The organism is Burkholderia sp. AU33423 (genome assembly GCF_002223135.1).
GTDB lineage: Bacteria > Pseudomonadota > Gammaproteobacteria > Burkholderiales > Burkholderiaceae > Burkholderia > Burkholderia lata_D.
In genome coordinates, this window is sequence record NZ_NKFH01000005.1 from 773,313 (window position 1) to 786,341 (window position 13,029).

Sequence of the window (13,029 nt, forward strand, 5' to 3'; positions counted from 1 at the left end):
CGTTAGAGCACGACCTTGACCATCGGATGGCCGGTCAGTGCACGATAGATGTCGTCCAGCTGTTGCTGGCTCGTCGCGCGCACGGTGATCGTGAGGCCGGTGTAGTTGCCGCCGCTCGATGCGCGCTCTTCGATCTTCTCGACGTCGATCTCGTTGTCGTGGACGGCCACGACCTTGAAGATCGTGTCCTTGAACTCCGGGTGCGCCTTGCCCATGATCTTGATCGGGAAATCGCACGGAAACTCCAGCAGCGACTCCTTCCGGGCATCGACCGCGCCGGTGACCTCGATGGTTTTGGTCGGTTCGCTCATCATTTTCTCCGGGTTAGGTCAAACTGTTCAAACTCGCGTGCCTTCGCACGCTGGTACGCGTCGTACAACGCCGCGAACACGGGGCCCGGCTTGCCGCCCTGCACGGGCAGGTCGTCGAGCGACGTAACGGGTAGCACTTCCTTCGTGGCCGACGTGATCATGATTTCGTCGGCTGCGCGCAACTCCACTTCGCTGATCTCGCGTGCGACGAACGGGATCTTGCATTCATCCGCCAGTTCCTCGATCAGCGCATAGCGGATCCCCTCGAGGATCTTGTTGCTGCGCGGCGGCGCGAACAGCTCGCCGTTCTTCACGATCCACACGTTCGACGACGAGCCTTCCGTCAGCTTGCCGTCGCGCAGCTGCAGCGTCTCGAACGCATCGCGTTCGGCCGCATGCTGCGCCATCAGCACGTTGCCGAGCAGCGAGATCGACTTGATGTCGCAATGCAGCCAGCGACGATCCTCGGCCGTCACGCAGCGCACACCCTGCGCGCGCTCCTCGGCGGACGGCAGGCGCAGCGGGCTCGTCATCACGAACACCGTCGGCACCGCGTTCGCCGGGAACGCGTGGCCGCGCTTCGCGACGCCGCGCGTCACCTGCAGGTAGACGAGCGCGTTGGCCGCGCCGAGCCCTTCGGCATTCGCCGCGACCACGCGCTCGATCAGTGCACGCCAGCCCGCGTCGTCGTGCGGGTTCGCGATGCCGATCTTCTTCAGGCTGCGCTCGAGCCGTGCCAGATGCTGTTCGATCCGGAACGGCACGTGCGCGCCGTCGTGCGCATAAACGGGGACGACTTCATACACGCCGTCGCCGAAGATGAACCCGCGGTCGAGCACCGGTACACGGGCTTCCGACAGCGGCACCATTTCCTCCTGCGACGAGACGCTGAGGTAGACGATCGGTTCGAATTCGGCTTGGCTCATAGCTATGACAGATGGGGATGAAGTCGCAAAAACAAAGGCCCGTCGTGCTTACTTCTTCTTGCTGAACATCAGCAGGATCGAGTCCCAGATACGCCCGAAGATACCCGCTTCCGGCACGGCCTGCAGCGCGACGACCGGGAATTCCGACAGCGTCTTGCCGTCGGCAACGATCTTCACGGTGCCGACCTGCTGGCCTTCCGCGAGCGGCGCGATCAGCGGCGCGTTGACGTCGACTTCCGTCTTGATCTTGTCGCCGAGGCCGCGCGGCACGGTCGCCCACTGGTCGGCCTTCACGCCGACCTGCACGGTGTTGTCCTTGCCCTTGTAGATGCGCGGCGTCGACATCGCCTGGCCGCCCTTGAACAGGCGCACCGAGTCGAACGCGCTGTAGCCGTAGTTCAGCATCTTCATGCTGTCCTGCGTGCGCTCGCCTTCCTTCTGCTCGCCCATCATCACCGACACCAGGCGGCGCTGGCCGTCCACGCCCGGAATCGCGCGCTTCGCCGACGCGATCAGGCAGTAGCCGGCCGCTTGCGTATGGCCCGTCTTCAGGCCGTCGACGGTCGGGTCGAGCCACAGCAGGCGGTTGCGGTTGCCCTGGCGGATGTTGTTGTACTTGAATTCCTTCTCCGAGAAGATGCCGTAGTACTGCGGAAAATCGCGGATCAGGTGCGCGGACAGCTTCGCGAGGTCGCCGGCCGTCGTGTAGTGGTTCGGGTCGGGCATGCCGTTCACGTCGGCGAAGTGCGTGCCCTTCATGCCGAGGCGCTGCGCCTCGTCGTTCATCAGCGTGACGAACTGCCCTTCGCTGCCGCCGACGAGTTCGGCCAGCGCGATCGCGGCGTCGTTGCCCGACTGGATGATCATCCCGTACACGAGGTCGTGCACCGACACCGGCTTGTTCGCCTCGATGAACATGCGCGACTCGTCGCGGCCGACGCGGCGCACGGCTTCGCTCGGCGTGACGATCTGCTCCATCGAGATCTTCTTCTTGTCGAGCGCCTCGAACACGAGGTACGCCGTCATCAGCTTCGTCAGCGACGCAGGCTCGACGCGTTCATCGGCATTGCCCGATGCGAGCACCGTGTTGCTGGTCGCATCGACGAGCACCCACGAGCGCGCATTCACGCCCGGCGGCGGCACCGCGCCCGGCATGTAGGTCGCGGGCGCGCCGGTGAACTGCTCGGTGGCGGCCGGCGCCGCATGCGCGGCCTTGGCCTTGGCGGCCGGCTTCGCCTCGGCGACGACGATCGTCGATGCGAGCGCAACGGGCAGCATCACGCCGAGCGCGACGTTGCGCGCGGCGGTGCCGAAGGCGATGGAGGAAGCGAGGGACTTGAGGCCTTGGGGAGACAGACGCATGATCGATTCAGGCTGATGGCAGAAAGTGCGGTGCGAAACGCGCAGGGTTGAACGGCAAGGCGGCGGGCGTTTCGGGCACTCGCCCGACATCGTCGGGCGGCGCGAAACGCGCCGGTTGGACTCGTACGGACGCGTTCGGTTCGCGGCCGTCGCGAGCGGGCGGAAGGCGGCGAAACGAGCGCCGCAATGGGCCCAGCCGGGCCGCGGGCGACGCGGAATCCGGCCATTATACGTGGCCGCGCAGGGCGTTTTCGCGAACCTGGCGCCGGACAGTTGCACATCCGCATCGGGCGCGGGGGGACGGCAAGCTGCCCGTCATCGCACGCGAAGGTGGGCGAAAGGCATGCGCAGGCGAGGTGGAAATCGAGTCGCGCCGCACGGTGCGGCGCGATGTCGCGGGGGAGAAAGCGCGCCTCGGGCGAGGGCCGGAGGTCACGTGCAGGAAGCGACGCAGGCTGCCGGCGTCATGCCGGCACCCGCACGGAGGCTAGCGCCACGCGTCGACGATGATGCGCTTCAGCACGTGCAGCTTGCGATGCAGGAAATGCTCGGCGCCGGGGATCACGACGACCGGCAGTTCCTGCGGCCGCGCCCAGTCGTACACGGAAGCGATCGGCACCGTGTCGTCGGTTTCGCCGTGGATCACGAGCGTGTTCTCGGGCACGTCGGCCACCTGCCAGCGGCTCGCGGCCGTGCCGACGAACACCATCCGTTCGATCGTCTCGCCCGCATCGCGCAGCCGCTTCGCGACGTGCGACAGCACAAAGGTGCCGAACGAGAAGCCCGCGAGCACGAGCGGCAGGTCCGCATACGCGGGCTGCGCGCGCATGTGCGCGAGCACCGCGAGCAGGTCGTCGGCTTCGCCGGTGCCGTTGTCGTGCACGCCTTCGGTCGCGCCGACGCCGCGGAAGTTCGAGCGGAACACGACGTAGTTCAGCTGCACGAGCGTGCGCGCCAGTGTTTGCGCAACCTTGTTGTCCATCGTGCCGCCGAACAGCGGATGCGGATGCGCGACGAGCGCGATGCCGCGCGGCGCGGCGCCGCTTTCGCGCACGGCGTCGGGGAGGTCGACGGCGATTTCGATCTGCCCGACCGGGCCCGCGATCAGCGACTTCTGCGTATGAACGTTCATTCGGCCGGCCCGCTCAGATCTTCAGGCGGTCGACGACCTTGCCGTCGCGCAGGTGCGATTCGACGATCTCGTCGATGTCGGCCTGGTCGACGTACGTGTACCACGTGCCCTCCGGATACACGACCATCACGGGCCCTTCCTCGCAGCGGTCGAGGCAGCCGGCCTTGTTGATGCGAACCTTGCCGGGCCCCGCGAGGCCGAGTTCCTTCACGCGCTTTTTCGCGTATTCCTGCATGGTCTGTGCATCGCATTGCGCGCAGCTCGGGCGTTCGGCGCCCGGTTCGCGCTGGTTCAGGCAGAAGAAGACGTGGTGCTGGTAGTAGGAATCCATGATGGTGACGAGCGGCCCGGCGCGAGGCCGTGCGGAAAGAGGAGCGGTTGCCGCTGCGCGGGGCAACGGAGGATGCGGACGATTATAGCGAGCGGCACGTGTCGCTGCCCGCGATGGCACCCCGGCCGCGCCGATGCCCCCGCGTCACCGGCGCAACGCGGCCGGCAGCCATGCGTGCTCGACGCGCTGGCCGAGCCAGATCAGCGCCGCGTAGGGCCAGATCCACGCGAGCCAGCGCGCGAGGCTGTTGAAGTGCACGTAGCGGCCCTGCCGCCAGCCCGACAGCGTGAAGTCGAAGAACGGATTGACCGGCAGCAGGTTCACGAGCGCCACGCCGGCCAGCAGCGCAAGCGCCGCAAGCGTCGCGCGCCAGGTCGCCGGCACGTGCAGCGCGACGAGCGCGGCCGCGAAACCGAGCTCGATCCCGAGCCGCGCGCCGGGCGTCGCCCATACGACGACGAGGCCGGTGGCCGACTGCATGAACGTCGCGGCCGCCTTCAGCACGAGCGTCGCGACGACGAGCGCGATCAGGAGCCGGATGCGCGGCGCGCGCGGCCGCATCGCGAGCGACGCGATCGTCAGCGCGGCGAACAGCATCAGCCCGCCGAGCGCGGCCTCCCACGCGGAGTCGGACAGCCAGCCGTCGACGCGCTCCGGCCATTCGCCCACGCGCCACGCGGCCGGCAACCACGCGAGCAGCGCGTCCTGCATCGACGCGTCGGCGCGCTCCCACAGCGCGGCCGGCCAGTCGCCGATGCCGAACAGGAACGGTGACGGAAACAGGATCGCGAACGGCCACAGCCCGGCGAGCAGCAGCGGCGTCGCACCGTCGTCCTCGAACCACGCGAAGCGCAGCCGGCGCAGCGCGCCGCGATCGAGCAGCGCACCGGTGGCCGGCGCGACGAGCGCGGCGCCCAGCAGCGCGCCGAGCGCGTTGGCCGCGAGATCGAGATTCGACGCGACGCGCGTCGGCAGGTAGGTTTGCAGCGCCTCCATCGCGCCCGACAGCAGCACGCCGAGCCCGGCCGCGATCAGCGTCGCGGCCACGCCGCGCCAGCGCGGGTGCAGCGCGAGCACGGCGAGCGCGCCGAACGGCATGTAGCCGAGCACGTTCGTGACCACGTCGAATGCGGTCACGTAGCGCTGCATCGGCGCGAACAGGTAGTCGAACGGCCCGATGCCGAGCGACATCCAGCCCGCGAACGGATACAGCGATGCGTAGACGATGAGTGCCGCGTAAGCGGCAAAGGCCTGCCGCGCGAGCGGCGATGCACGCGGGGTACCGGTCGCGCTCATCGCGGCTGCGCGGCACGCGTCACGGCGTGCCCGCGTACGCCTGCATGCCGACCCACGCGGCGATCTGCGACACGAGCTGGTCGCTCGCCGTCGCGAGCGCGCGGGCACCGCCCGCCGCGTCCGGCGTGCTGGACGGCGCGCGTGAAACGAACGTGCGCTGGCCGAGCACCTTGCCGTCCAGCGTCAGCGTCGCGCGCGCGGTGACGGCGCCGTGGCTCTGCGACTGGCCGTCGAACACCTGTTCGAATTCGTTCAGGTCGACCTTGAGCGTCGGCGCGCGCACGCCGTCGGATCCTTCGAGCACCGTGCCGCGCGACGACAGCGCCCCGCGCAGCCGCTGCGTGAGCAGTTGCGCGGGCGGCGCGGTCCAGCGGCTGTCGCGATAGACGGCCACGTGCTGCGCGTCCACGTACGCGAGGCGGTAGGCGAACTTGTCGGAGTCGAGCGCGTCGGGTGCGGCGACGTCGAGCACCTTCAGCGCGGGGCCCGGGCCTGCGGTCACGACCGAGGTGGCCGGCCCGAGGTCGTAGCGGACATTCGACAGCACCGCGCTGTTGCCGGCGCAGCCGGCCGCGAGCGACAGCGTCAGCACGGCAAGCGCGGCCGCGGCGGGACGCAGCGCGCGGTCAAGGATTCGTGGCATGGCGTGTTCCTGCATGATGTTTCCGGTTTCGATGGGTGTCACTGCCCGGCCGTCGCACCCGGCCAGACGAAGCCCGGCTCGCCGGGCCCCGGCGCCGCGCCGGGCGAACCGAACAACAGACTGCGCGGATTGCGGCCAAGTTCACCGGCCACGTCCTTCAATTGCCGCGACGCGTCGCCGACGCTGCCGGCGAGCGCGTTGAAACGCGGCAGCGTGTCGTACTGCACGCGCGTGTTGAGACCGTTCAGCGCGACGCTGATCTGCTCGGCCGCCGTGCCGGCCTTGTTCAGGTTCGACACGAGCGGCCCGTTCGGCTGCAGCAGCGTGTTCGCCGACGCCATCGCGCGGTTCACCTCGTGCATCGTTTCCGGCAGCGCGGTGACCGCCGGGCCGAGCTGCTTCGTCAGCGTGGCGGCGCCATCGGCCGCGTGCTGCAGGCTTTCGGCGGTCGCACGCAACTGCTCGCGCATCTCGGGCGACATCAGCGCATTCGCGCTCTTCGCGGCCATTTCGAGCTGCCGCAGCAGCACGTCGCCGCGCTCCTGGATCTGGTCGAACAGGCTCGGCCGCATCGGGATCTGCGCGATCGCCTTCGGCGACGACGGCAGCGGCGCCAGGTCGCGGCCCGTGTCCTCGAGCTGCACGAACGCGATGCCCGTCACGCCCTGGAAGCCGAGGCTGCCGTAGGTCGACTGCGTGATCGGCGCGTCGTGGTCGACGAGGATCCGGATCCGGATCTGGCCCGGGTGCGCGCGATCGAAGCCGATCGACTGCACCTTGCCGACATCGAGGCCGCGAAACCGCACGGCCGCGTCCGGGAACAGCCCGGTCACGTTGGCGCGCGCGAGCAGGTCGTACGGCACGCGCACGGTGCGGTCGACGTTGAACCAGAACACGGTGCCCGCGATCGCGAGCGTCAGCGCGATCGTGAACAGGCCGGCCCAGAACGCATGTGATTTGTTTTCCATTCGCGGGTTCCTTGCTTCTACAGCTCGACGCTCGACAGCGCCGGTTCGAGGGCCGCCTTCGGCAGCTTCGCGCGCCGCTCGGGCGGCAGCGCCTGCAATGCGCGGCGCCCGCGCAGCCCCAGGAAATATTCGTGGATGAACGGATGGTCGACGTTCGCGGCCTCCTCGACCGGCGCGGCGACCAGCACCTTGCGATCGGCCAGCACCGCGACGCGCGTCGACAGCGCGACCATCGTGTCGAGGTCGTGCGTCACCATCACGACGGTCAGCCCGAGCGTGCGGTGCAGCGTCGCGATCAGCTCGACGAATTCGTCCGACGCCTGCGGGTCGAGGCCGGCCGTCGGCTCGTCGAGGAACAGCAGCTCGGGCTCGAGCGCGATCGCGCGCGCGATGCCCACCCGCTTGACCATCCCGCCCGACAGCGCGGCCGGCATCTTCGACGCGTGCTTGCACGGCAGCCCGACCATCTCGAGCTTCAGCATCACGATGTCGTGCAGCAGGTCCGGCGGCACGCGGCCGAGCTCGCGCAGCGGCTGCGCGACGTTGTCGAACACCGTCATCGACGAGAACAGCGCGCCCTGCTGGAACAGCATCCCGGAGCGCGTGCGCATCATCCGCGCGCTCGCGTCGTCGATCGTCGCCGTGTCCTCGCCGAATACCTTGATCGTGCCCGACGTCGGCCGCTCGAGGCCGAGGATCTGCCGCACGAGCGTGGTCTTGCCGGAGCCCGAACCGCCGACGATCGACACGATCTCGCCGCGCCGCACGTCGAAGTCGAGCTTCTGGTGAATGATGTTGCGCCCGTAGCGCTTGGTCAGGTTGCGGACCTCGATCACGAAGTCGCCGTCATCGGCCGCCGCGCCCGGCCGGTTGCCGACCGACCCGGCGCCGATGGCCGCGGCATGCGCGGTCGTTTCGTTCGATGCGTTCATCCGAGCCCCACGTTCTGGAACAGGATCGCGAACACCGCATCGGCGAGGATCACGACCGTGATCGACGTCACGACCGACGTGGTCGTGCCTTCGCCGAGGCTCTGCGAGTTCGCCTTGATCCGGAAGCCGAAATGGCAGGCGACCAGCGCGATCAGCATGCCGAACACGACGCCCTTGCCGACCCCGATGTACAGGTTCGCGATCGGCACGACGCCCGGCAGCGAGCGCACGAAATAGTTGACGTCGATCCCAAGTACGAGCTTCGCGGCGAGCGCGCCGCCCGTCAGCGCGATGATGTTGGTCCACATCACGAGCAGCGGCATCGCAATGCCGAGCGCGAGCACGCGCGGCAGGATCAGCCGCAGCCCGTGCGGGATGCCCATCACGCGCATCGCGTCGAGCTCCTCGGTCACGCGCATCACGCCGATCTGCGCGGTGATCGCCGAGCCCGAGCGGCCCGCGACGAGAATCGCCGACAGCACCGGGCCGAGCTCGCGGATCACCGACAGCCCGAGGATGTTCACGATGTAGCGGTTCGCGCCGAACATCTGCAGCTGCTGCGCGGACAGGTAGCTGAGCACGATGCCGATCAGGAACGCGACGAGCGCCGTGATCGGCAGCGCCTGCGCGCCGGCGCTGTAGATGTTCGCCGAGGTTTCCTTCCACGGCATCGTCTTCGGACGGCGCAGCACCGACAGTGCATCGAGGATCACGAGGCCGAACATCGCGATACCGCCCTGCAGGTGTTCGCCGAACGCGAACAGCATGAAGCCGAAGCGCGTGATCGGGCCGTAGCGCGCCACGCGCTCGGGCGCCTCGCGCGCGCTGTCGAGCCGCTCGATGCGCTCGAAGATCGTGCGCTGCGTGGCGCTCAGCGCGACGCCGGCCGGCAGCTTGCGGCCCCACACGCGCCACAGCGCCTGGCCGCCGACGTGGTCGAGCCGCTCGATGCCCGACAGATCCCATTCGCTCACGCGCCCGGACGCGATGCTCGCGACACGGCGCGCCACCGCGCCGCGATTGCGTGCAAGCGCGAGCGCGGTCCACTGGCCGTACAGGCGCACCGTCTGGCCCTGGCCGCCGGCGTCGACCGACAGGCCGGGAGGAGTCTCGAAGTCCAAGGGCAGGTTGTTTGCAAAAAGGTGACAGCGGTCATTGTAGCGAACCGCCCGATGACGCGACGTGAGGATTTCCGTGGGACGCCCAGCCCGGGGGCGCCTGCCCGGACACGCCCGCCCCGGGTGCGCGTGGCAGCCGCCGTCCCCTGCCCGTTACCGGCTTCGTCACCTTTCATTCTTCCGTCACGATTCCTTTCGATACTCTCACGCGCCGCACATCAGGCCGTCGGCGCCCCGCGCCGCCATGCGTTGCGACCCTCGCATTCCATAAAACAGAACACCGAACAGGACAACCGATGCGTCTCCCCCTGCTTTCCCGCCGTCGCGTGCCGGCCATCGCCGCGCTCGCCAGCCTCGCCTTCATCCTCGCCGCCTGCGGCGGCGACGACGTCACCGCCACGCCGCCGTCGCAGCCCGAGGCCCAGGCGCCCGTCGGCACGACGGCCACGCTCGCCCTGCTCGAGACGACCGACCTGCACACCAACGTGCTGTCGTACGACTATTTCAAGCTCGCCGCCGACAATTCGCTCGGCTTCGAGCGCGTGTCGACGCTGATCGCGCAGGCGCGCAAGCAGTATCCGAACACGCTGCTGCTCGACAACGGCGACACGATCCAGGGCACCGCGCTGTCGGATTACCAGGCGCTCGTGAAGCCGGTCGGCTGCGACCAGACGCTCGCGATCTACAAGGTGATGAACGCGGCGAAATTCGACGGCGGCGGGATCGGCAACCACGAATTCAACTACGGGCTGCCGTACCTGTCGCAGGTGACCGGCAACACGTTCGAAGTCGACGGCCTGCCGGCGCCGGCCCAGCAGAAGAAGTGCGCGGGCCCGAACTTCCCGCAGGTGCTCGCGAACGTGATCAGCGCGAAGACCAACGCGCCGCTGTTCACGCCGTACACGATCCTGACCCGCACCGTGACCGCGACGACGCCGGACGGCAAGACGGTCAGCGCGCCCGTGAAGATCGGCATCATCGGCTTCACGCCGCCCGCGATCATGAGCTGGGACAAGCGCTGGCTCGACGGCAAGGTCTACACGACAGGCCTGAAGGAAGCCGCCGAGAAGTACATTCCGGAGATGCGCGCGAAGGGCGCCGATCTCGTCGTCGCGATCTCGCACGGCGGCCTCGACAATTCCGCGTATTCGCCGACGATGGAGAACGGCAGCTGGTGGCTGTCGAAGGTGACCGGCATCGACGCAATGCTGATCGGCCACTCGCACCAGGTGTTCCCGGACGCGAACAGCACCGTGTCGCAGTTCAACCTGCCGGGCGTCGACAAGGTCAAGGGCACCGTCAACGGCGTGCCGACCGTGATGGCCAACTACTGGGGCAAGCACCTCGGCGTGATCAAGCTCGGCCTGAAGTTCGACGGCAAGACGTGGAGCGTCGACAAGTCGCAGACCACCGTCGAGGCGCGACCGATCCAGAACGCCGACAAGAGCTACGTCGCGGCCGATCCGTCCGTGTCCGCCGCGATCGCCGCCGAGCACCAGGCGACGATCGACTACGTGAAGACGCCGATCGGCTCGACCGACTACCGGATGAACTCGTACTTCGCCGATGTCGGCGACCCGGGTGCGATCCAGATCGTCAACGAGGCGCAGGCCGACTACGTGAAGACCTACGTGCAGGCGAACCTGCCGCAATACGCGTCGCTGCCGGTGCTGTCGGTCAGCGCGCCGTTCAAGAGCGGCTTCGGCGGCGGCACCGACTACACCGACGTCGCGCCGGGCGCGCTCGCGATCAACAACGCGGCCGACCTGTACCTGTACCCGAACACCGTGTACGCGGTGAAGGTGAGCGGCGCCGACGTGAAGAACTGGCTCGAAACGGCCGCGAAGCGCTTCAACCGCATCGACCCGACCAAGGCGACCGTGCAGCCGCTCGTCAGCACGTTCCCCGGCTACAACTTCGACATGTTCACGTCGGCCGATCTCGCGTATGAAATCGACGTCACGCAGCCGGTCGGCAGCCGGATCAGGAACCTGACGTACAAGGGGGCGGCGATCGACCCGAACGCGCAGTTCATCGTCGCGACCAACAACTACCGCGCGAGCGGCGGCGGCAACTTCCCGGGCCTCGATGGCAGCAAGACGATCTTCGCGTCGCCGGATGCGAACCGCGACGTGCTGATCGCGTTCATCAAGAAGCGTGGCGCGATCACGCGCGCGGCCGACGGCGCGCAGCGCAGCTGGCGCTTCACGAAGCTCGCGAGCTCGGTCGCGCACGTGCAGTTCGCGTCCGCGCCGAACCGCCTCGGCGACGCGGCGGCGGCCGGCCTGACCGGCATCACGCAGGTCGCGGCCGACGACGGCTCGGGCAAGAACCTCGCCACCTACGAAATCGACCTCACGCAATGAGACCCGCGATGCAACCGATCCGGACGATGCGGCCGGCCGAAACCGGCCTCGCCGCCGCCGCGCGGCGCCTGCTGCGCGCGAAACTCCCGCCGGCCGCGCTGCTCGCGGCGGCGGCCGTGACCGTCGCGGCCGTCGTCGCGGCGACCGGCCTGCGCGGCGCCGGCCCCGCGCCGAGCGCCGCGCAGCTCGACGAGTGGCAGGCGATGGTCACCCAGGCCACCGAGCCGCATGCGCTCGCGCAGTTGCGCACGTTGGCGCGCCGCGGCTCGGGCGACGCGCAGGCGGCGCTCGGCATAGCGCTCGTCGACGCGCGCGAACCGGGGCTGCGCGACGAGGGACGCGGCTGGCTGGAAACGGCCGCGGCGGCAGACAGCAAGGCCGACGCGCCGGCCGCCCGGCGCGCGCAGCTCGCGCTCGGCAAGGCGTTGCTGCTCGGCAGCAGCGACATGCCGAAGGACTACGCACGCGCCCGCACGCTGCTCGGCGAAGCGGCCGCGCAGGGCGACCCGGCCGCCGCGTATTACCTCGGGCTGATCTATCGCAGCGGCTACGGCGTCGCCGCCGATCCCGTGCAGGCCGCGCACTGGTTCGATGTCGCGTCGCGCGCGGACATCCCGGCCGCGGACTTCATGCTCGCGAACGCGTACCGCGAAGGCAGCGGCGTGCCGCGCGACGAGGCGCGCGCGCTGGCGCTGTATCGCCGCGCCGCCGAGCACGAGCTGCCGGAAGCCGTGCAGACGCTCGCGATGGCCTATCGCAACGGCGAACTCGGGCTCAAGCCCGACGCGGACGAGTTCCACGCGCAGTGGATCGAGACCGCGCACGCGCTGAAGCACCCGGTCGTCGCGCCGTAACGGTTCGTCCGCACGCACCGGCATCACGCCGGCTGCATGACGCGCATGCCCCGACGCCCCGCGCATCGATTACCCGGCGACGGAATCGATCGGGGGGCGCGGGCGTATGCGCCTGTTGCATTGCCGCCATCCGGCTGCTCCCCGTCGATCGTTCGACACGCGGCAATGCATTAACATGCAGCCTCACAATAAAACCTGAGAGAACTGCATCCATGTCCCATCGCCTTTCCAGGCTTGGTGCCGCTGCCGTCGGCGCCGTCGCCCTCGTCATTGCCGGCGCACCGCTCACCGCACTCGCCGCGCCGCCCGCCCAGCCCGACATCTTCAACGCCGCGCTTTGCAAGCCGCCGTTCACGTCGGATCTGATGGACTCGATCTACAACACCGCCAAGGCAGCCGATCCGAAACCGGACGAATCGATGCTGGGTGCCGCGGTCTATCGCCTGCCGGAGCCGATCCACCGCGACGGCTTCACGACGCAGCAGGTCGTGTTCGTCAGTACCGGGATCGGCGTGCTCGTGGACGGCGAGGTGGCCGATCAGCTCGCGAAGCGCTACCAGCTCACCCTCGAGAAGGGCCACCTGCTGGGTGCGTCGTCCGTCGGCTATTCGCGCCGGCTGACGGTCCGTGGCCCGGGCGGTGCGCTGATCCTCGTGTCGGCCCGCCAGGGCCCGGCGCTGAAGGGCAAGACGCTGCTGGCCTGCGAAATGACGTCCGAGGAGGACATCAAGGCGCTGGAGCGGATGGAAAAGCATTGAGCGGTGCGGCGCTGCGGCGCCGCTCGCGTGTG

The 13,029-nt window shown here is 68.9% G+C and carries 13 protein-coding genes; 3 read left to right on the forward strand and 10 right to left on the reverse strand.

The window, feature by feature from the left end; genetic code table 11:
- Positions 1-2: 2 nt before the first annotated feature.
- The 10 genes from CFB50_RS16100 to CFB50_RS16145 form a co-directional block, all read right to left on the reverse strand.
- Positions 3-311: an HP0495 family protein gene (locus CFB50_RS16100; RefSeq protein ID WP_089446504.1), complete on the reverse strand. Its 309-nt coding sequence runs from the start codon at positions 309-311 to the stop codon at positions 3-5.
- Positions 311-1,237: a D-amino acid aminotransferase gene (locus tag CFB50_RS16105; RefSeq protein ID WP_089446505.1), complete on the reverse strand. Its 927-nt coding sequence runs from the start codon at positions 1,235-1,237 to the stop codon at positions 311-313. The genes CFB50_RS16100 and CFB50_RS16105 overlap by 1 nt, the downstream gene beginning before the upstream one ends.
- 48 nt (positions 1,238-1,285) lie before the next feature.
- Entirely contained in the window at positions 1,286-2,599 is a 1,314-nt protein-coding gene (locus CFB50_RS16110; protein ID WP_069248964.1) for a D-alanyl-D-alanine carboxypeptidase family protein, read from the reverse strand.
- Between the two features lie 487 nt (positions 2,600-3,086).
- The gene (locus CFB50_RS16115; protein WP_034198940.1) at positions 3,087-3,731 is read right to left on the reverse strand and encodes an alpha/beta hydrolase; all 645 of its coding nucleotides are present in this window, start codon (positions 3,729-3,731) and stop codon (positions 3,087-3,089) included.
- Between the two features lie 13 nt (positions 3,732-3,744).
- Positions 3,745-4,062 (reverse strand): (2Fe-2S) ferredoxin domain-containing protein, encoded by a 318-nt coding sequence (locus tag CFB50_RS16120; protein ID WP_011694422.1) that lies wholly within the window; start codon positions 4,060-4,062, stop codon positions 3,745-3,747.
- Positions 4,063-4,206: 144 nt separating this feature from the next.
- The gene (locus CFB50_RS16125) at positions 4,207-5,358 is read right to left on the reverse strand and encodes a VanZ family protein (RefSeq protein ID WP_089446506.1); all 1,152 of its coding nucleotides are present in this window, start codon (positions 5,356-5,358) and stop codon (positions 4,207-4,209) included.
- Positions 5,359-5,377: 19 nt separating this feature from the next.
- Positions 5,378-6,016: an ABC-type transport auxiliary lipoprotein family protein gene (locus tag CFB50_RS16130; RefSeq protein ID WP_412525235.1), complete on the reverse strand. Its 639-nt coding sequence runs from the start codon at positions 6,014-6,016 to the stop codon at positions 5,378-5,380.
- Positions 6,017-6,039: 23 nt separating this feature from the next.
- Positions 6,040-6,969, reverse strand: a complete 930-nt coding sequence (locus tag CFB50_RS16135) for an MlaD family protein (protein ID WP_089446507.1) — start codon at positions 6,967-6,969, stop codon at positions 6,040-6,042.
- A 17-nt stretch (positions 6,970-6,986) separates the two neighbouring features.
- Complete coding sequence (locus CFB50_RS16140) at positions 6,987-7,901, reverse strand: ABC transporter ATP-binding protein (protein ID WP_069248967.1); 915 nt, start codon at positions 7,899-7,901, stop codon at positions 6,987-6,989.
- A complete protein-coding gene (locus CFB50_RS16145; protein ID WP_089446508.1) occupies positions 7,898-9,022 on the reverse strand; it encodes an MlaE family ABC transporter permease in 1,125 nt (374 codons plus the stop codon). Before CFB50_RS16145 ends, CFB50_RS16140 begins: the two co-directional genes overlap by 4 nt.
- A gap of 293 nt (positions 9,023-9,315) precedes the next feature.
- Here CFB50_RS16145 and CFB50_RS16150 point away from each other — a divergent pair, with 293 nt between their 5' ends.
- From CFB50_RS16150 to CFB50_RS16160, 3 genes are all read left to right on the forward strand, one after another.
- The gene (locus CFB50_RS16150; protein ID WP_089446509.1) at positions 9,316-11,385 is read left to right on the forward strand and encodes a bifunctional 2',3'-cyclic-nucleotide 2'-phosphodiesterase/3'-nucleotidase; all 2,070 of its coding nucleotides are present in this window, start codon (positions 9,316-9,318) and stop codon (positions 11,383-11,385) included.
- 8 nt (positions 11,386-11,393) lie between these two features.
- Positions 11,394-12,239, forward strand: coding sequence for a tetratricopeptide repeat protein (locus tag CFB50_RS16155; protein ID WP_069248970.1), 846 nt, complete (start codon positions 11,394-11,396; stop codon positions 12,237-12,239).
- 212 nt (positions 12,240-12,451) lie between these two features.
- Positions 12,452-12,997, forward strand: a complete 546-nt coding sequence (locus tag CFB50_RS16160; protein WP_089446510.1) for a hypothetical protein — start codon at positions 12,452-12,454, stop codon at positions 12,995-12,997.
- The last annotated feature ends 32 nt before the right edge of the window (positions 12,998-13,029 follow it).